The organism is Streptomyces sp. 7N604, assembly GCF_052245475.1.
Lineage (GTDB): Bacteria > Actinomycetota > Actinomycetes > Streptomycetales > Streptomycetaceae > Streptomyces.
In genome coordinates this window covers 187,321-206,747 of the sequence record NZ_JBQQBX010000009.1, presented here as the reverse complement: position 1 = coordinate 206,747, position 19,427 = coordinate 187,321, and the positions used below count along the sequence as shown (strand labels likewise).

The 19,427-nt window shown below is 72.6% G+C and carries 15 protein-coding genes and 1 pseudogene; 9 read left to right on the top strand and 7 right to left on the bottom strand.

The genetic code is table 11. The features are described from left to right. Positions 1-20 precede the first annotated feature (20 nt). Complete coding sequence (locus ACTWP8_RS12495) at positions 21-839, bottom strand: TetR/AcrR family transcriptional regulator (RefSeq protein WP_443322204.1); 819 nt, start codon at positions 837-839, stop codon at positions 21-23. 127 nt (positions 840-966) lie between these two features. Here ACTWP8_RS12495 and ACTWP8_RS12490 point away from each other — a divergent pair, with 127 nt between their 5' ends. Then, the gene (locus ACTWP8_RS12490; protein ID WP_443322203.1) at positions 967-3,417 is read left to right on the top strand and encodes an MMPL family transporter; all 2,451 of its coding nucleotides are present in this window, start codon (positions 967-969) and stop codon (positions 3,415-3,417) included. 16 nt (positions 3,418-3,433) lie between these two features. Here the strand turns inward: ACTWP8_RS12490 and ACTWP8_RS12485 are convergent, their stop codons facing one another. From ACTWP8_RS12485 to ACTWP8_RS12470, 4 genes are all read right to left on the bottom strand, one after another. Next, entirely contained in the window at positions 3,434-3,637 is a 204-nt protein-coding gene (locus ACTWP8_RS12485; RefSeq protein WP_443314687.1) for a helix-turn-helix transcriptional regulator, read from the bottom strand. Positions 3,638-3,932: 295 nt separating this feature from the next. Next, positions 3,933-4,952 carry a Gfo/Idh/MocA family protein gene (locus ACTWP8_RS12480; RefSeq protein WP_443322202.1) on the bottom strand — a complete coding sequence of 340 codons (1,020 nt, stop codon included), beginning with the start codon at positions 4,950-4,952 and terminating at the stop codon, positions 3,933-3,935. Between the two features lie 261 nt (positions 4,953-5,213). After that, positions 5,214-6,233, bottom strand: coding sequence for a Gfo/Idh/MocA family protein (locus tag ACTWP8_RS12475; protein WP_443322201.1), 1,020 nt, complete (start codon positions 6,231-6,233; stop codon positions 5,214-5,216). 95 nt (positions 6,234-6,328) lie between these two features. Continuing rightward, on the bottom strand, positions 6,329-7,255 hold the full coding sequence (locus ACTWP8_RS12470; protein WP_443322200.1) for a sugar phosphate isomerase/epimerase family protein: 927 nt from the start codon (positions 7,253-7,255) through the stop codon (positions 6,329-6,331). Positions 7,256-7,475: 220 nt separating this feature from the next. Between ACTWP8_RS12470 and ACTWP8_RS12465 the strand changes: the two are divergent. The 8 genes and pseudogenes from ACTWP8_RS12465 to ACTWP8_RS12430 form a co-directional block, all read left to right on the top strand. Further along, positions 7,476-7,946, top strand: a pseudogene (locus tag ACTWP8_RS12465) (PfkB family carbohydrate kinase); the annotation flags it as partial. A gap of 75 nt (positions 7,947-8,021) precedes the next feature. Next, on the top strand, positions 8,022-8,912 hold the full coding sequence (gene iolB / locus ACTWP8_RS12460) for a 5-deoxy-glucuronate isomerase (protein WP_443322199.1): 891 nt from the start codon (positions 8,022-8,024) through the stop codon (positions 8,910-8,912). Beyond that, positions 8,909-10,795, top strand: coding sequence for a 3D-(3,5/4)-trihydroxycyclohexane-1,2-dione acylhydrolase (decyclizing) (gene iolD, locus ACTWP8_RS12455; RefSeq protein ID WP_443322198.1), 1,887 nt, complete (start codon positions 8,909-8,911; stop codon positions 10,793-10,795). Before iolB ends, iolD begins: the two co-directional genes overlap by 4 nt. A 50-nt stretch (positions 10,796-10,845) precedes the next feature. Then, positions 10,846-12,366 (top strand): CoA-acylating methylmalonate-semialdehyde dehydrogenase, encoded by a 1,521-nt coding sequence (gene mmsA / locus ACTWP8_RS12450; protein ID WP_443322197.1) that lies wholly within the window; start codon positions 10,846-10,848, stop codon positions 12,364-12,366. A gap of 135 nt (positions 12,367-12,501) precedes the next feature. Then, positions 12,502-13,242: a flavodoxin family protein gene (locus ACTWP8_RS12445; protein ID WP_443322196.1), complete on the top strand. Its 741-nt coding sequence runs from the start codon at positions 12,502-12,504 to the stop codon at positions 13,240-13,242. A gap of 132 nt (positions 13,243-13,374) precedes the next feature. Next, entirely contained in the window at positions 13,375-16,248 is a 2,874-nt protein-coding gene (locus ACTWP8_RS12440) for an alpha/beta fold hydrolase (protein WP_443322195.1), read from the top strand. Further along, positions 16,245-17,123: an ABC transporter permease gene (locus ACTWP8_RS12435; protein WP_443322194.1), complete on the top strand. Its 879-nt coding sequence runs from the start codon at positions 16,245-16,247 to the stop codon at positions 17,121-17,123. Before ACTWP8_RS12440 ends, ACTWP8_RS12435 begins: the two co-directional genes overlap by 4 nt. Before the next feature lie 46 nt (positions 17,124-17,169). After that, entirely contained in the window at positions 17,170-17,586 is a 417-nt protein-coding gene (locus tag ACTWP8_RS12430; RefSeq protein ID WP_443322193.1) for a TIGR03668 family PPOX class F420-dependent oxidoreductase, read from the top strand. A 27-nt stretch (positions 17,587-17,613) separates the two neighbouring features. On the opposite strand, the gene ACTWP8_RS12425 is transcribed toward ACTWP8_RS12430, so the two are convergent. Together ACTWP8_RS12425 and ACTWP8_RS12420 are read right to left on the bottom strand one after the other, a co-directional pair. Beyond that, positions 17,614-18,912, bottom strand: coding sequence for an ArsB/NhaD family transporter (locus ACTWP8_RS12425; protein ID WP_443322192.1), 1,299 nt, complete (start codon positions 18,910-18,912; stop codon positions 17,614-17,616). Positions 18,913-18,931: 19 nt separating this feature from the next. Then, on the bottom strand, positions 18,932-19,393 hold the full coding sequence (locus ACTWP8_RS12420) for a CBS domain-containing protein (RefSeq protein WP_443322191.1): 462 nt from the start codon (positions 19,391-19,393) through the stop codon (positions 18,932-18,934). Between the last annotated feature and the right edge of the window lie 34 nt (positions 19,394-19,427).

Sequence of the window (19,427 nt, the reverse complement as noted above, 5' to 3'; positions counted from 1 at the left end):
CGGCGGAGTCCGGCCGCGGGTCAGGGCTTCGGGGAGGCGGCACCGGTGGCGCCGGGGGCCCCGGCAGACCAGGCGGCCTCGGCGCTCCCGGCAGACCCGGCGGCCTCGGGTCCCCCGGCAGACCCGGCGGCTGATGAGCCCTCGGCGGGCCCGTATTCCTCGCCTGCCTCCGAGCCCTCGGTGCCGAGGACGGGTGCGAGGTAGCGGTAGAGGGATGCCTTGAGCTCCGCGACGTACGCGTCCCGCTCGGCGCCCTCGTGGGCGAGGACGAGTTCCAGGCCCGCCTTGAACAGCGCGAACGCCATCGCGGCGGTACGGGCCCGCTGGTCGGCCGGCAGTTCGGGGACGTAGAGGGAGATCATGTCGTCGACGCGGGCGAGCAGTGACTCGTGCAGCGCGTCGTGATCCTCGACGATCCTGCCGGGGATGTCGGAGCTCCTGATGAGGGCGAGGAACGCGGGGTTCTGGCAGTTGAACTCGATGAGCGGGTCGAGGATCGCGTCCAGCATCTCGGGCAGCGGCAGTGCGGCGTTGGCCTCGGTGAAGACCTGGCTGTGCGCTTCGCGCATCTCGTGGGTGAAGCGCTCACCGAGCTCTACGGCGATGGCCTCCTTGTTGGGGAAGAACTGGTAGAGCGTGCCGGGCGAGACGCCGGCCTCGCGGGCGATGGCGTTGGTGCTGGCGGCGGTGTAGCCGACCTTGCAGAACACGCTGGCCGCGGCCTCGAGCAGCTGCGCCATGCGGCGCTCGCCGCGGGCCTGCCTGCGGCGTGGCTTCGCTGTTCCGTCGGCGGCGGAGGTGCTGCTCGTCCCGTTCTCGGCCGCGCCGGCCTTCCTCACGCGCAATCCCCAGCTCTCAGTGTTTGGTTGACAAACGCGAGTGGTCGCTCGCATTCTTGTGTGAACGCGAGCGGGCGCTCGTGTTTGCCAGTCTATTGGCTATCAGGGGGAAGGGGACACCTGCGCCATGCGTGATGTCAACCGAGAGGCCGGGGGGTGGACCCGGGCGGTCACCGCCCGGCCAAGGCTCTCGCTGCTGCTCGCCCTGCTGTTCACGGCCCTGGCCGTGGTCGGGGGAAGTGGGGTCGCCGACCGGATGGGAAGCGGCGGCTGGGAGGCGCCGGACTCCCAGTCCTCGTATGCGACCAAGGCGCTGGAGCGGGAGTTCCCGGCCTCCCAGCCCAATCTCATACTCCTCGTCGACAGCGGCCGGGCGCGGGTGGACGACCCGGCGGTGGCGGCCGAGGCGGCCCGGCTCGCGGGGCGGCTCGGCAAGGAGAAGTCCGTCACCGGCGTCACCTCGTACTGGCAGACGCGCTCGTCGGCGCTGCGGGCCGAGGACGGCCGCGAGGCGATGATCACGGCCCGGATCGGGGGAGACGAGAACGCGGCGGCGGACGTGCTCGACCGCATAGGATCCGAGTACCGGGGGCAGCACGGCCCGGTGGAGGTCTCGCTCGGCGGACCGGTCGCGGTGCGTCACGAGCTGCAGACCACCATCCAGGAGGACCTGCTGCGGGCCGAGGCGATAGCCCTGCCCGTCACCCTCGTCCTGCTCGTCATGGTCTTCGGCAGCGCCATCGCCGCCCTGCTGCCGCTGGCCGTCGGCATCGTGGCGATCCTGGGCACCAACGCGGTACTGCGCGGCATCACCGAGTTCACCGACGTCTCGGTCTTCGCGCAGAACCTCACCACGGCGCTCGGCCTCGGACTCGCCATCGACTACGCCCTGTTCATCGTCCGCAGGTTCCGCGAGGAGCTCGCGGGCGGGGCCGGGCCGCTGCCGGCCGTGGCCGCGACGCTGCGGACCGCGGGGCGCACGGTGCTGTTCTCCGCGCTCACCGTCGCCGTCTCGCTCGCCGCGATGCTGGTCTTCCCGCAGTACTTCCTGCGCTCCTTCGCGTACGCCGGGATCGCCGTCGTGCTGCTGGCCGCGGCCGCCGCACTCGTCGTGCTGCCCGCGGCGCTGGTGCTGCTCGGTCATCGGGTGAACGCGCTGGACCTGCGCAGGCTGCTGCGGCGGGGACGGCCTGCGCAGGAGGCGGGCGGCCGGGGCCGGGAGAGCGGGGCGGGGTGGGCGCGCACCGCCCGGCTGGTGATGCGGCGGGCGCCGTTCTTCGCGGTCGCCACCGCGGCCGGTCTCGTGCTGCTCGGACTGCCCTTCCTGGGGGTGAAGTTCGGCACCGCCGACGATCGGCAGCTGCCCGCGACAGCCGAGTCCCATGTCGTGCAGCAGCACATCCGGGACGGCTTCCCGGGCAGTCCGGGCGGCGCGGTGGAGGTCCTCGCCGAGGGCGGCCCGTCCGGCCCGTCCGCCGCGGAACTGGGCCGCTACAGCAGCCGGGTCTCCGGACTGCCGGGCGTACTGCGAGTGGACGGGCCGACCGGCCAGTACGTCCGCGGGGAGCGCGCCCAGGAGCCGGGGCCTGCCGAGGCGGCCCGGCGCGCGGGCGGCGCGGCCCAGATCAGCGTGCTGCCCAAGGGCGAGGCCGTGGACGCCGCGAGCCAGCAGCTCGTGCGGGACATCCGGGCGGTGGACTCGCCGCTCGAGACCTCGGTCACCGGCACCGCCGCCGTCCTGGTCGACTCCAAGGACGCCATAGCCGACCGGCTTCCGTGGGCCGTTGCCATCATCACCGTGGTCACCCTGCTGCTGGTGTTCCTGCTCACCGGGAGCGTGCTGATACCCCTTCAGGCCGTGGTGCTCAACGCTCTCAGCCTCACCGCGATGTTCGGCGCCGTGGTCTGGGTCTTCCAGGACGGCCATCTGTCGGGGCTGCTGAGCTTCACCTCCACCGGGGACATCGAGACCACCCTGCCGGTGCTGATGTTCTGCGTCGCCTTCGGACTGTCCATGGACTACGGCGTGTTCCTGCTGTCCCGGATCAAGGAGGAGTACGACAGGACCGGCGACCACCAAGGCGCGGTGGTCTTCGGCCTCCAGCGGACCGGTGGGCTCATCACCGCAGCCGCCGTCATCCTCGCCGTCGTCATGGTGGCCATCGGCACCTCGCGGGTGACCAACACCAAGATGCTCGGCCTGGGGATCGCCCTGGCCGTGGTCATGGACGCCATGGTGGTGCGGAGTCTGCTGGTCCCGGCGGTCATGCGGCTCACCGGGCGGGCCACCTGGTGGGCGCCGGGACCGCTGCGCCGGCTGCACGCCCGAATAGGCCTCAGCGAGGGCGAGAGCCCGGCGGGAGATGGCGAAGGCCCTCGCGCCGGCTCCGGGTCCGGGTCCGGGCCCGGCTCCGACTCCGGCTCCGACTCCGGGCCCGGCTCCGACTCCGGGCCCGGCTCCGGCTCTGGGGCCGGCTCCGGCTCCGGGACCGGGTCAGGCTCCGGGACCGGGTCAGGCTCCGGGTCCCCGCCCGAGGACTCGCCGGAGCGGAATCCGGTGGGCGCGGGACGTCCGTAGTGCGGGCTGGCGGCCGCTACTCGCGGCTGTACCGCCCCCGGTTTCCCGGCCGTCTGGCGACCCAGGCGCGGATCGTGTCGGCGAACCAGTAGGGCTTGCCGCCCTCCACGTGGTCGGGGGGCGGCAGCAGCCCGTGCTTCCGGTAGGAGCGGACGGTGTTGGTCTGTACGCGGATGTGTGCGGCGATCTCCTTGTACGACCACAGCCGGCGATCGGTCATCTGAGCACCTCCTCGCGGCAGTCGCAGCGCGGCCCGGAGGGAGCCGGCGGGGGAGCTGCGACATAACCGCTCGTGGCCAGTCAGCCTGTGTCCCGTCAACGACACGGTTCGAGCACAGGGGAGGGGCTGTTGACCGGCTGTGACGCGAAACACGCGCAATCGTGACAACTGTGGCAAAGGCCGGACCAAAGGGGGGAGGAGTCAACAGGTCATCGGCGGGCCGAAACCGACGAAAGACCGACCGCCGGCGAATACCGAAGGCCAGCGAGGGTCGGGGATCAGCGAAGACCGAAGATCAGTGAAGATCGGCGATCAGCTCGCTCATCTCCGTCAGCCGGACCGGCCGGCGCTCGGCCCGTGACAGCTCGCAGGCCTCGGCGACCAGCAGCGCGTGCAGGGCGTCCTGGCCGGAGCAGGGGTTCGGGGCCTCACCGCTCGCTGCCTGTACGAAGGCCGCGAGTTCAGCCCGGTAGGCCGGAGCGAAGCGCTCCAGGAAACCGGTCCAGGGGCGGGCGGGGGGCTCGGGGCCCCCGGGTTCCGCGGAGGTGAAGGGCGTACGGGCGTCGAGCCCGACGACGAGCTGGTCGCGCTCGCCGGAGAGTTCCATGCGTACGTCGTAGCCTGCGCCGTTGTAGCGGGTGGCGGTGGCGGTGACGAGGGTGCTGTCGTCCAGGGTGAGCAGCGCCGCCGCGGTGTCCACGTCTCCGGCCTCGCGGAAGAACGCGGCCCCGCCGTTGGCGCCGGTGGCGAACACCTCGACGACCTCACGGCCCGTCAGCCACCGTACGACGTCGAAGTCGTGCACCAGGCAGTCCCGGATGAGCCCGCCGGAGAGGGGGAGGAACGAGGGTGGCGGCGGGACGGGGTCGGAGGTGATGGCCCGGATGGTGTGCAGCCTGCCGAGCCGCCCGGCCCGTACGGTCTCCTTGGCCGCCCGGTACCCGGCGTCGAACCGCCGCTGGAAGCCCATGTGCAGCATGGTCCCGGCCGATTCGACCTCCCGGAGGGCGCGGACCGTCCCGGCCAGGTCGAGGGCGACCGGCTTCTCGCAGTAGGCGGGCAGACCTGCGCGGGCGGCGCGGATGATCAGTTCGGCGTGGGAGGCCGTGGCGGTGGCGATCGCCACGGCGTCGACGCCCGCGGCGAAGACGGCGTCCACCGACTCCGCCGCCCGCGCGCCGATCCGGTCGGCGAGCTCGGTGGCCCGGCCGCTGTCCACGTCCCCGATCAGCACGCTGTCGACACCGGGCGTGGCCTGCAGGGCTTCGGCGTGGAAGGCGCCGATGCGGCCCGCGCCGAGGAATCCGATACGCATAGGTCAGCTCCAGTGGCGGTTGAGATATTCGTCGGTCAACGGGGTGGCGGGTGTCGGGATGGCCGGGTGGAGTCCTCGCGGCGCGGCGAGAGCTCCGTCCACTCGCAGCCCAGCTCGGTCACCAGTCGTGGCAGTTCGAGCAGCGGGACCTTACGCGGGGTGGCGGGGGATCAGCCCGGGTGACGGCGGCCTGTCTGCCCAGCCGGCCCTGTCTGCCCAGTCGGCCCTGTCGGCCCTGCCGCTCCAGCCGGACCCGCCGACTCAGCGGTAGAGCGCGGGGCGCTCGATCAGGTTCGTGGACGTACGCTCGCCGGTGGCCTGGGCCCGTACGCCCGCCTCGCAGACCGCGGCGGCCGCATAGCCGTCCCAGGCGGTGGGACCCTCCACCTCGCCGCGTCGCGTCGCGTCCACCCACTGCTGAACCTCGCGGTCGTAGGCGTCCTCGAAGCGGGAGACGAAGTCCGCGTCGATCTCGCCGCCCCAGCGGCCCGCCGCGTTGGTGACCATGGCGTGCCCGTCGCCGACCCGCGCGCTGCCGGATTCGCACACCGCCTCGCACTGCACCTGGTAGCCCCAGCCGCAGTTGACGAAGATCTCCACGTCCACGACCGCGCCGCCGGCCGTCTCGAAGAGGACGAACTGGGGGTCGGCCAGGCCGTCCGGGGCAGCGCTCGACGGACGCGGACGCAGCACGGTCACCGCCGTGATCTCCTGCTCCAGCAGCCAGCGGGTGGTGTCGATCTCATGCACCACCGAGTCGTTGATCATCATCTGGCTGGTGAAGCCGGGCGGGGTCGAGGCGTTGCGGTGCCGGCAGTGCAGCAGCAGGGGCCGGCCGAACTGCCCGCTGTCCAGCAGCGCTTTGAGCTTCAGGTACTCGGCGTCGTAGCGCCGCATGAAACCGACCTGCACGCGCCGGTGCCCCAGCTTCTGCTCCGCCTCCAGCACGCGCAGGGCGGAGGCGGCGTCGGGGGTGAGCGGCTTCTCGCACAGCACCGGCAGATCGCGCTCGAAGGCCTGGAGCAGGGCGGCCTCGTGGACGGGGCCCGGCGAGGCGATGAGGACCGCATCGACGTCGGGGGAGGCCATGGCGCCGGCCGGGTCGGTGTAGGCCGTACATCCGTCGATCCCGTCGGCGAGCTGCTTCGCCCGCTCGGCGTCGATGTCGACGACCGCGGCGACCCGGGCGCCGCTGGTGACGGCGTTGATCCGGCGGACGTGGTCGGCGCCCATCCTCCCGGTGCCGATCACGGCTACGCCGAGTGTTCCGTGCTTCGTCATGGTGTCCCTCGAGGAGTCGTTGCTGGCGTTCGTGTTCGGGCTGTGGGCCGGGGCCCAGCGGGCGAGCGGGGCAGGGGCGGGGAAGGGAACGGGGCCTACGCGCCGCAGCTGCGGAGGAAGCGGCGGGTGCGCTCGGCGATCGGGTACGGCTGGTCCGGCGGGCAGGGGTACATGTCCTGCTCGACGATCGCGAACAGGTCGACACCCAGACCCTGCGCCGCGGCCAGTACGGGCTCCAGCTCCGGTACGCCGTTCGGCGGCTCGCACATCACCCCCCGCCGGACCGCGGGGCCGAAGGGCACCCCGTTCTCGACGACATCGGCGAGGATCTCCGGGTCGACCTGCTTGAGGTGCAGATAGCCGATCCGCTCGCCGTAGGTCTCGATGAGCTTGACGCTGTCGCCGCCGCAGTAGGCGTAGTGACCGGTGTCCAGGCAGAGGTTGACGACGTCGGGGTCGGTCGCGTCCAGGAAGCGGGCGACGTTCTCCTCGCCGTCGATGTGGGTGTCGGCGTGCGGGTGGACGACGATGCCGAGCCCGTACCGCTCGCGCACCTCGCGGCCGAGGCGCTCCATGCCGGTGGCCAGGTCGCGCCACTGCTCGGCGGTGAGCACGGGGCTCTCCAGCTGCTCGGCGGTCCTGTCGTCGCGCCAGAAGGCCGGGATGACGACGAGGTGCCGGGCGCCCATGGCGCGGGTCAGTTCGGCCACCTGGGCGACGTGCTCCCAGGTGGACTCCCAGACGGCGGGACCGCGGTGCAGCGCGGTGAAGACCGTGCCCGCCGAGACCGTGAGACCGCGGCGGCCGGTCTCGTCGGCGAGCCTGGCGGGGTCGGTGGGGAGGTAGCCGTACGGGCCGAGCTCGATCCAGGAGTAGCCGGCCTGCGCGACCTCGTCGAGGAAGCGCTGCCAGGGGACTTGCTGCGGGTCGTCGGGGAACCACACTCCCCAGGAGTCGGGTGCGGAGCCGACCCGGATCCGGTCGAGTGCAGGAGCGGGGGACAGGGGCTGGCTGGCTGTCATGCCGCGTAGCCTTCACCCCGCTCCGGCGAGTGTCAAGACTTCGTCCTGACATAAGGACGTAACGTCAATTCTGTCTTTGGGTGGACCCTGGTGCCTCCGCCAGGTCCGGATGTAAGGACAAAGTATTGACGGTGCACGACGGTCAGGGCTACACCTGTCACCGGGCCGGCCCGGCCGAGCGGACCAAAGCCGAGCGAACGAAGCGAACAAAGGGGCGCACATGCCTGAGCCGTACGAGCCGGACGACCCCAACAGCCCGTATGACCTGCTCACGATGGGCCGGATCGGGGTCGATGTCGACCCGCTCCGGACCGGCGTGCCACTGGCCCAGGTCGAGACGTTCGGGAAGTTCCTCGGCGGCTCTCCCACCAATGTCGCCGTCGCCGCCGCCCGGCTCGGCCGCCGCGCCGCCGTCATCAGCCGCACGGGTGACGACCCGTTCGGCCACCGAGCGCCGTATGTCCGAGGGCAGGCAGGATGCCAAGGCGCCGCCCGCCCGTACTACGCCGAAGCCCTCGCGCACGCCACCGTCGCCGTCGGCAACCTCGACGAGTGCGAGGTCGCCACCGGCGAGCGCGAACCCCGCCTCGCGGCCGAGGCGCTGCTCGACGCGGGCGTGCAGCTCGCCGTCGTCAAGCAGGGCCCCAAGGGCGTCCTCGCCGTGCACCGCGACGGCACCGCGGCCGAGGTCGGGGACCTCCTGGCCCGTGCCTGACACCGCACAGGGGCCGTGCCCGACACCGCACACCGCAGGAGACTTGAACCCATGACTTCCACCAGCTTCCACCTCCCGGCCGGGAGCGCGGCCGACGGCCCGTACGCCGTGGACATCGATCCGAAGAAGGCGGGCTGGGGCTACTCCGGCCTGCGCGTCCTGGAGCTGCCGCCCGGCGGCTGGCACACCTTCGGCACCGAGGACAGCGAGTGGATCGTGCTGCCGCTGTCCGGCGCCTGCACGGTGGCCACCGAGGGCGAGGCCTTCCGGCTTCACGGCCGCGAGAGCGTCTTCGCGGGCGTGACGGACTTCGCGTACGTGCCGCGCGACACCCAGGTGTCCATTGCCTCGCGCGGCGGCGGCCGCTTCGCGCTCGCCGGGGCCCGCTGCGAGCGCCGCCTGCCCGCGCGCTACGGCCCCGCATCACATGTGCCGGTCGAGCTGCGCGGCGCAGGGAACTGCTCCCGCCAGGTCAACAACTTCGGCGCGGCAGGGGCTTTCGAGGCGGACAGGCTGATCGCGGTGGAGGTTTTGACCCCCGGCGGCAACTGGTCCTCGTATCCGCCGCACAAGCACGACGAGGACCGCCCGGGCGAGGAGTCGGAGCTGGAGGAGATCTACTACTTCGAGATCGCCCCGGCGCACGACACCGAAGGGCTCGGCTACCACCGGGTCTCGCCGTCCAGGACCGGCGGCACCGACGTCCTCGCCGAGGTCCGCACCGGCGACGCCGTGCTCATCCCCGACGGCTGGCACGGCCCGTCCATCGCCGCGCCGGGACACGGCATGTACTACCTCAACGTCATGGCGGGCCCCGGCGCTGAGCGGGCGTGGCTGATCTGCGACCACCCCGACCACACCTGGATCCGCTCCACCTGGCCCGAACAGCCCGTCGACCCGCGCCTGCCGCTCTACGAAGCCCCAGCTGGAGGCCCCCAATGACCACCCGCCCGACCCGCCGGCTCACCGTCGCCCAGGCGCTGGTGGAGTTTCTGTCCCGGCAGTACGCCGAGCGGGACGGCCGGCGGCACCGGCTGATCGGCGCCTGCTGGGGCATCTTCGGCCACGGCAATGTCGCGGGCCTCGGCCAGGCGCTGCTGGAAACCGGCGGTGAGCGCATGCCGTACCTCCAGGGACGCAACGAACAGGCCATGGTCCACGCGGCTGTCGGCTACGCCCGGCAGTCCAACCGGCTGTCCGCGCACGCCGTCACGACCTCCATCGGCCCCGGCGCCACCAACCTCGTCACCGGAGCGGCCCTGGCCACGGTCAACCGGCTCCCGGTCCTGCTGCTGCCCGGCGACGTCTTCGCCACCCGGCCCGCGGACCCGGTCCTCCAGCAGCTCGAGGCCCCGTACGCGGGGGACATCTCGGTCAACGACTGTCTGCGCCCGGTGTCGACGTACTTCGACCGGATCGTCAGGCCGGAGTCACTGATCCCGGCCGCCCTCCAGGCCATGCGGGTCCTCACCGACCCGGCCGACACCGGCGCCGTCACCCTCGCCCTCCCGCAGGACGTCCAAGCCGAAGCCTTCGACTGGCCCGAGGACTTCTTCGCGGAGCGGATCTGGCACGTCCGCCGCCCCGCGCCCGACCCCGACGCCCTCGCCGAAGCAGCCGGAGCCGTACGGGCCGCCGCCCGGCCGCTGATCATCGCGGGTGGCGGCATCCACCACAGCGAGGCCGAGGACGCCCTGAAGGCGCTGGCCGACGCGACCGGCATCCCGGTCGCCTCCACCCAGGCGGGCAAGGGCTCGCTGCGCCACGACCACACCGCCGACGTCGGCGGCATCGGCCACACCGGCACGGCAGTCGCCGACGACCTCGCCCGCGCGGCCGACCTGGTCATCGGCGTCGGCACCCGCTACACCGACTTCACCACCGCCTCCGGCACCCTCTTCGCGAACCCGGCGGTGCGGTTCCTCAACCTGAACGTCACGCCCTTCGACGCCCACAAGATGGCCGGGCTCGCGCTGGTCGCCGACGCGCGCGCCGGGCTCGAAGCGCTCGCCGGAGCCCTGAGCGGCCACCGCGTCGACCAGCTGTACGAGATCGAGTACCGCGCGGGCAAGGAGCGCTGGGAGCAGGAGGTCGACCGCGCGTACGGGGCCGCGGACGAGACCGTACGGCCGAGCCAGACGCAGCTGCTCGGCGCGCTCGACGCGGTGGTCGGCGACGCGGACGTGGTCATCAACGCGGCCGGCTCCCTCCCCGGTGACCTGCACAAACTGTGGCGGGCCCGGTCCCCGCGCCAGTACCACCTCGAGTACGGCTACTCCTGCATGGGCTACGAGATCCCGGCCGCCATCGGCGTACGGCTGGCCGCCCCCGACCGCCCGGTGTGGGCCCTGGTCGGCGACGGCACGTATCTGATGATGCCGACCGAGATCGTCACCGCGGTCCAGGAGGGCATCAACATCAACCTCGTCCTCGTCCAGAACCACGGCTACGCATCGATCGGCGGGCTCTCCGAAGCGACGGGCGGCGAGCGCTTCGGCACCGCCTACCGCTTCCGGGCGGACGACGGCACGTACACCGGCGACCCGCTGCCCGTCGACCTGGCCGCCAACGCCGCCAGCCTCGGCATGGCCGTGCTCCGCGCGAAGACCGTCCGTGAGCTGCGCGAAGCGCTGGCCGCCGCCCGCGCCTCGGATCGCCCCACATGTGTCTATGTGGAGACCGAAACAGCCGACACAGTGTCCGGCGCGCCCGCCGCGCAGGCGTGGTGGGATGTTCCTGTAGCCGAGACCGCCACCCGCCCGGCAGCCGTGAAGGCCCGGGAGGAGTACGACCGTCGTGCAGCCGGCCGCCGCCGCCACCTCTGACCGGCGCCCCCACCCTTCGCGCCCAGACCCTCGAGAAAGGCTTCGCACTCATGAAGACCATCGACCACTGGATCGGCGGGAAGTCCGTCGAGGGCGCGTCCGGCACCTACGGCCCGGTGACCGACCCGGCGACGGGCGCGCAGACCACCCGGGTCGCGCTCGCCTCCGCCGACGAGGTCGACGCCGCCGTGGCCGCCGCCAAGGCCGCGTACGAGACCTGGGGGACCTCCTCGCTCGCCGCGCGCACCGCGGTCCTCTTCCGCTACCGGGCGCTGCTCGACGCCCACCGCGACGAGATCGCCGAGCTGATCACCGCCGAGCACGGCAAGGTCCACTCCGACGCGCTCGGCGAGGTCGCCCGCGGCCTGGAGATCGTCGAGCTGGCCTGCGGGATCACGACCCAGCTCAAGGGCGAGCTGTCCACCCAGGTCTCCAGCCGCGTGGACGTGGCCGCGATCCGGCAGCCGCTCGGCGTCGTCGCGGGCATCACGCCGTTCAACTTCCCCGCCATGGTGCCGATGTGGATGTTCCCGCTCGCCATCGCCTGCGGAAACACCTTCGTCCTCAAGCCGAGCGAGAAGGACCCGTCGCCCGCGATCCGGCTCGCCGAGCTGGCGGCGGAGGCCGGCCTTCCGGACGGTGTGCTGAATGTCGTCAACGGTGACAGGGTCGCCGTCGACCGGCTGCTCGAGCACCCGGACGTCGCGGCCGTCTCCTTCGTCGGCTCCACCCCGATCGCCCGCTACATCCACACCACCGCCTCCGCCAACGGCAAGCGCGTCCAGGCGCTCGGCGGCGCGAAGAACCACATGCTGGTCCTCCCCGACGCCGACCTGGACGCGGCCGCCGACGCCGCAGTCTCCGCCGCGTACGGCTCGGCGGGCGAGCGCTGCATGGCCATCTCGGCCGTGGTCGCGGTCGGTGCGACCGGCGACGAGCTGGTGCGGAAGATCCGCGACCGCGCCGAGAAGGTCAAGATCGGCCCAGGCGACGACCCGACCTCCGAGATGGGCCCGCTGATCACCAAGGCCCACCGCGACAAGGTCGCCTCGTACGTGCACGGCGCGGCGGAGCAGGGCGCCGAGGTCGTGCTCGACGGCACCGGCTTCACCGTCGAGGGCTACGAGGACGGCCACTGGATCGGACTGTCGCTGCTCGACCGGGTCTCGGCGGACGCGGACGCCTACAAGGACGAGATCTTCGGCCCGGTGCTGTGCGTGCTGCGCGCCGAGACGTACGAGGAGGGCGTCGCCCTCATCAACGCCTCGCCGTACGGCAACGGCACCGCCGTCTTCACCCGCGACGGCGGCGCCGCCCGCCGGTTCCAGCTGGAGGTCCAGGCGGGCATGGTCGGCGTGAACGTGCCGATCCCGGTCCCCGTTGGCTACCACTCCTTCGGCGGCTGGAAGGACTCCCTCTTCGGCGACCACCACATCTACGGCAACGACGGCGTGCGCTTCTACACCCGCGGCAAGGTCGTCACCACACGCTGGGCCGACCCCGCTGAATATTCGGCCTCCGGCCGGGGCTCAGCCGGCGGCGTGGACCTCGGCTTCCCGAAGAACCACTGACGCAACCGACGACACGGACGGCCGAACGGTCGCAGCGCGTCACACGGCCCGGCGGCAAGCCGGGCCGTGTCGCGTCCCGGGCACAACCCCCGCGTGGTGAGCTGAGCGCGGGGGCGCCGACCCGAGGAGGAGACCGTGACCGCATCCGCCGACGCAGGCCGGACCAGGCCCCCGCGGCGCTACGACGACCTGCGCGCGCTGTTCATCAACTGCACGTTGAAGGCGTCGCCCGAGACCAGCAACACCCAGGGCCTGGTCGACATCAGCCGCGGCATCATGGAGCGGGAAGGCGTGCGGGTGGACCAGATCCGCGCCGCCGACCACGACATCGCCACCGGCGTCTGGCCGGACATGACCGAGCACGGCGCCGCGAGCGACGAGTGGCCCCAGCTCTACGAGCGGGTGCTGGCCGCCGACATCCTGGTCCTGGCGGGGCCCATCTGGCTGGGCGACAACGGCTCGGTGACCAAGCGCGTCGTCGAGCGCCTCTACAGCTGCTCGTCGCTCCTCAACGACGCCGGCCAGTACGCGTACTACGGCCGCGCCGGCGGCTGCCTGATCACCGGCAACGAGGACGGCGTCAAGCACTGCGCGATGAACCTGCTCTACAGCCTGCAGCACCTGGGCTACGCCATCCCGCCGCAGTCCGACGCGGGCTGGATCGGCGAGGTGGGGCCGGGACCGTCCTACCTCGACACCGACTCCGGCGGTCCGCAGAACGACTTCACCAACCGCAACACCACCTTCATGACCTGGAACCTGCTCCACCTGGCCGGGCTCCTGAAGGACGCAGGCGGCTTCCCCGCGTACGGCAACCAGCGCTCGGAGTGGGACGCGGGCTGCCGCTACGACTTCGAGAACCCCGAGCACCGCTGAACCGCTGCCCCGTTGACCCGTCCGTCTACCGCGTCCGCGGTATGCGGCTGGGCGTGTCTACTCCTCAGGGAGATGCCGGATTCCGACCCGGGGGCGGCCGGTATGTCACGTGGCGTCCGTAGGATCCGAAGCATGGAACTCCGCATGCCCCGGCCCCGCCTCAGGCCCCGGCTCCGCCCCCGGGCGCCGGGCAAGCCCCCGCGGCGCCGGCGGCTGCTCGCCGGCGCCGCCGTCCTCGCCGTCCTCGCCGGGGCCGCCACCTGGACCGTCGCCTCCGGCGGTGAGGCGGCGGTGCGACGCGAGGACCGTATCCTCGCCGCGCCCGAATCGCCGGGCAGCGAGAAGGAGGTGCGGATCGACACCTCCTTCTTCACGTCGGACTCCGGCGCAGGTCCCCGCCCCGCCGTCCTCCTCGGGCACGGCTTCGGCGGCAGCAAGGACCGGATGCGCGGCGAGGCCGAGAAGCTGGCCCGCGAGGGATACGCGGTGCTGACCTGGTCGGCGCGCGGCTTCGGGAAGTCCACGGGGCGGATCGGCATCAACGACCCGGACCACGAGGTGGCCGACGTCAGCATGCTGATCGACTGGCTGGCGAAGCGGCCCGAGGTGCGGCTCGACGGCGGCGGCGACCCGCGCGTGGGTGTCGCAGGCGCCTCGTACGGCGGCGCGATCTCGCTGCTCGCCGCCGGGTACGACGAGCGCGTCGACGCCATCGCCCCGCAGAACACGTACTGGAACCTGGCCGACGCGCTGTTCCCACACGGGGTGTTCAAACGCCTGTGGGCCGGCATCTTCTTCACCACGGGCTCGGCCCCGACCCCACCCGGCTCCGACGACGGCGCCCAGGCCCCGGGCGGCGCGGGACCCGCGGGCGCGGGCGGCGGCGGGCAGCAGGGCGGCGCCGCGTCCGCCGAGGCCGGCACCGAAGGGCCGGAAGGACCCGGCTCAACGGCCCCCGGATGCGGGCGGTTCGAGACCGCCCTGTGCGAGATGTACGAGCGGGTCGCCGTCGCGGGGAAGCCGGACGCCGAGGCGCGCGAGATGCTCGCGGACCGCAGTCCGTCCGCCGTCGGGGAGCGGATCAAGGTGCCCGCGCTGATCCTCCAGGGCCAGACCGACTCCCTCTTCCCCCTCGACCACGCCGACGCGATGGCCAAGCGGATCCGGGCCAACGGCGCGCCCGTCGCCGTCGACTGGCTCGCGGGCGGGCACGACGGCGGTGACCAGGAGACCGACCGGGTGCGGGAGCGCGTCACGGCGTGGTTCGACCGCTACCTCAAGGGCGAAGAGGCCACCGACACGGGCCCGGCCTTCCGCGTCTCGCGCACCGGCGGCATCGACTCCACCAACGGCCGCGCCCAGCTGCGCGGCGCGACCGGCGACCGCTACCCGGGTCTCGACGGCGCACAGCCCCGTACGATCGCGCTGACCGGCCGCGAGCAGCGGATCCACAACCCGGCCGGGGCCAACCCGCCCGCGATCTCCGCCGTGCCGGGCGCGGGCGGCCTCTCCCAGCTGACCACCTTCGGGGTCGGCGTGTCCGTCGACTTCCCAGGCCAGTTCGCGAGTTTCGAATCCCGGCCCCTGCCCTCGGGCCTGCGCGTCACCGGCTCCCCGTCCGTGCGCGTGAAGGTCAAGGCCCGCACGGACGATCTCGTGCTCTTCGCCAAGGTCTACGACATCGGGCCCGACGGCGGCAGCGTGCTGCCCTCGCAGCTCGTGGCGCCCGTGCGCGTCACCGGCGCGCAGGACGGCAGGGAGCTCGAGCTGCGGCTGCCCGCCGTCGACCACAACTTCCAGGCCGGGCACCGGATGCGGCTCGTGCTGGCCACCACCGACCTCGCGTACGCGTCCCCGGCCGAGCCCGCCACGTCCTCCATCGCTCTGGACGGGGCGGGCGGGAAGGCCGGACCCGGGGGCGGCGGCGCGCTGACCCTGCCCACCGCGCCGGACGTGCAGACCGGCTACGAGGCCCTGCCGTGGTGGACCTGGGGCCTGCCGCTCGCGGGCGCGGCCGCCGCGGCTGCCCTGCTGCTCACCGGCCGCCGCCGCACCGCGACCCCGGCCCCCGACCCGGCGCTCGCGGACGTACCGCTGCAGATCACGGACTTGAGCAAGCGGTACGCCAAGTCCGCGGACCGGTACGCCGTGCGCGAGCTGTCCTTCCGCGTAGAGCGCGGCCAGGTGCTGGGCCTGCTCGGTCCCAACGGCGCGGGCAAGACCACCACCCTGCGCATGCTCATGGGCCTCATCCGGCCCGACGGCGGCGAGATCCACATCTTCGGACACGCCGTCAGGCCGGGCGCGCCGGTGCTGTCGCGGGTCGGCGCGTTCGTCGAGGGCGCGGGCTTCCTGCCGCACCTGTCCGGGCGGGCCAACCTCGACCTGTACTGGCAGGCCACCGGCCGCCCGCCGGAGGACGCGCACCTCGAGGAGGCCCTGGAGATCGCCGGGCTCGGCGACGCCCTGCAGCGCGCCGTGCGCACGTACTCGCAGGGCATGCGGCAGCGGCTGGCCATCGCCCAGGCCATGCTCGGACTGCCGGACTTGCTGATCCTCGACGAGCCGACCAACGGCCTGGACCCGCCGCAGATCCGCGAGATGCGCGAGGTGCTGATCCGGTACGCGGCCGCGGGGCGGACCGTCATCGTCTCCAGCCATCTCCTCGCCGAGGTCGAGCAGAGCTGCACGCACCTGGTCGTGATGGACCGCGGGCAGCTGGTCAGCGCCGGTCCGGTCGCGGAGATCACCGGCAGCGGGGACACGCTGCTGGTGGGTGTGGCCGGCGGCCCGCCGTCCGATGGCGCGGTGGACAAGGTCGCGGCGCTGCCGGGCGTCGGCTCCGCGGTGCGCAGTGACGAGGGCCTGCTCGTACGGCTGGACGGGCTCACCACCCCGGAACTGCTCGTCGAGCTGGTCCGGTTGGAGATCCCGGTGGAGCGGGTCGGCCCGCACCGGCGCCTGGAGGACGCGTTCCTCACCCTGATCGGAGGAGGCAGCTCATGACCGTACGGGACATCGTGGCGGGGGCGGCACAGGCGGACTCGGCCCCCGGCTACCGCGCGCGCCACACCCTGCCCCTGCGCGTGGAGGCGATGCGCCAGCTGCGCCGCCGCCGCACGCTGGTGGTCGCCGGGGTGCTGGCCGCCCTGCCGTTCATACTGATCGCCGCCTTCGCCATCGGCGGCGACCCGGACCGCGACGGCGGCCAGGTGACGCTGATCGACACGGCCACCTCCTCCGGCGCGAACTTCGCCGCGACCTGCCTCTTCGTCTCGGCGGGCTTCCTGCTGGTGGTGCCGGTCGCGCTGTTCTGCGGCGACACGGTCGCCTCGGAGGCGAGCTGGTCCTCGCTGCGCTACCTGCTGGCGGCGCCCGTGCCGCGCGCCCGGCTGCTGCTCAGCAAGCTCACGGTGGCGCTGGCCTTCAGCGCTGCGGCGATGGTCCTGCTGCCGGTGGTCGCGCTCGTTGCGGGCACGGCGGCCTACGGCTGGGGCGACCTGCAGATCCCCACCGGCGGCGCCCTCGACCCGGGCACGGCCCTGCCGCGGCTCGCGGTCGTCGTCGCGTACATCTTCGTCAGCCAGCTCATCACCGCCGCCCTCGCCTTCTGGCTGTCGACGGTGACGGACGCCCCGCTGGGCGCGGTCGGCGGCGCGGTGGGCCTGACCATCGTCGGCAACGTCCTCGACCAGGTCACGGCGCTCGGCTCGTGGCGCGACTTCCTGCCCGCGCACTGGCAGTTCGCCTGGGCCGACGCGCTCCAGCCGCAGCTGGAGTGGGGCGGCATGATCAAGGGCACGGCGGTCTCGGTGGCGTACGCGCTGGTGCTCTTCGCCCTCGCCTTCCGCGGGTTCCGCACCAAGGACGTGGTGTCGTGACGCGTGTTCGCCGGGCGGCGGGACGCTGCGCCCGTACGGTCGGGGCATGAATCTCGATCCGGCCGAGGCGCGGCGGCGCTTCGGGGCTTCGCCGGTCGCCCGCCTGGCCACCGTGAGCGGCGGCGGGCAGCCGCACCTGGTGCCCGTCACCTTCGCGCTGGAGGGCGACGCGCTGCACTTCGCCGTCGACCACAAGCCCAAGCGCAGCCAGGACCTCCGGCGGCTGCGCAACATCCGGGAGAACGAGCGCGTCGCCCTGCTGGCCGATCACTACGCGGACGACTGGTCCGCCCTGTGGTGGGCCCGCGCCGACGGGACCGCGGAGATCGTGGAGGACGAGGCGGGCCGGGCGCATCCCGTGGGGCTGCTGCGCGCCAAGTACCCGCAGTACGACGACCGACCCCCGGAGGGGCCGGTCGTCACGATCACCGTGAGCCGCTGGTCCGGCTGGTCCTACGCCTGAGTGCTCCTGAGCGCTCCTGAGCGGCCGTCACGCCACCACGAAGTACCGCAGCCAGATCCAGCCCGCCGACAGCCCCACCGTCACGGCTGTCACCACCAGCCCGTACCGGGTGAACTCCCAGAAGCCGATGGGCGTGCGGTTGCGCTCGGCGATGCCCAGCACCACGACGTTCGCGGATGCGCCGATCGGTGTGGCGTTGCCGCCGAGGTCGGCGCCGAGGGCGAGCGCCCACCACAGCACGTGATCGTCGCCGCCCGCCACATTCCGTACCAGGTCGCTGGTGATCGGCGCCATCGTGGCCACGTACGGGATGTTGTCGACGATGCCGGAGAACACGGCGGAAGCCCACAACAGCAGCATCGAGCCGCCGAGTTCATGACCGCCGATCGCGTCCGCGAGCGCCTGCGAGACATCGGAGATCACACCGGTCTCGATGAGGCCGCCGACCATGATGAACAGGCCCGCGAAGAAGGCGAGGGTCGGCCACTCGACCTCGCTCAGCGCATCGCTCGTCTCCGCCGCCGAGACCGCGACCAGCAGACCGGCGCCGAGCAGGGCGACCACGCTCGGCTCGTAGTGCAGCACGGGGTGCAGCACGAAGCCCGCCACGACCACGGTGAGCACGGCCAGGCCCTGGATCAGCAGCCGCGGGTCACGGATCGCCTCGCGCTCCTCCAGGGCCATGACCTCCTCCGCCCGCTTCTCGTCGTAGACGAAGGACGTGCGGAAGAGGAAGCGGCTCAGGCCGATCAGCACCACCGTCAGGACGGCGCTGAGCGGGGCGAGATGGACCAGGAAGTCGTTGAAGGTCAGGCCGGCGCGGCTGGCGATGATGATGTTGGGCGGGTCGCCGACGAGGGTGGCGGTTCCGCCGATATTCGAGGCGAAGACCTCGGCGATGAGGAAGGGGACGACGGGCAGGCCGAGGCGCTCGCAGACCAGCAGCGTGACGGGGGCGATCAGCAGGACCGTGGTGACGTTGTCCAGCACGGCGGAGGCCACTGCGGTGATGAGGATCAGCATGACCATCACCCGGAAGGGCCTGGCGCGGGCGCGCTTCACCGCCCAGATCGCCAGGTACTCGAACATGCCGGTCTTCTTCAGCACCCCGACGATCATCATCATCCCGAGCAGCAGGAAGACGACGTTCCAGTCCACACCGCTGCGCTCGGAGTAGAAGGCGGAGGAGTCGTCGGTCGCCCGGATCGCCAGCATCAGACCGGCGCCGGCGAGCGCGGCGGCCACCCGGTGCACCCACTCGCCGATGATCACGGTGTACGTGCCCGCGAAGATCGCGATCGCTGCCCAGCTCTGCCAGTCGTTCACCCCGCTCGCGCCTCCCCCCTCACGAGGCCACCGCCAGCAGCCTGTTGAGCAGATGGGAGGCGGTGATCACACCGAGCAGACGCAGTCCCGCCTTGTCCCTCTCGCAGACCGCCACCAGCGGGCTGCGCGCCCGCGCCATCAGGGCGGCGACCTCGAGCGCGGTGTCGTCGGGCGCGGCGATCGGCGGCTCGGGGAAGCTGCGCGGCAGGCAGTCGCCGACCCGCCGCCCCTGAAGCGCGGAGGCCAGCCGGTCGGCGTGCTGCTCGTCCACGACCGCGGCGAGGTTCGGGTCCTCGATGACATACGGCGGCACGAGCACCTTCACCAGCTGCGAGGCCGGCAGGATCGCCTTGGGCGTGCCGACCGCGTCGAGTACGAGCAGCCCCGGCAGCCTGTGCTCGGCCATCAGCCGGGCCGCGTCGAGCGCGTCGCTGTCCACGGTCACCGACTCGTACTCCACAGCCAGGTCGCGTGCGCGCATGGCCGGCTCCCTTCCGTCCGGACCGTCCGGGAGC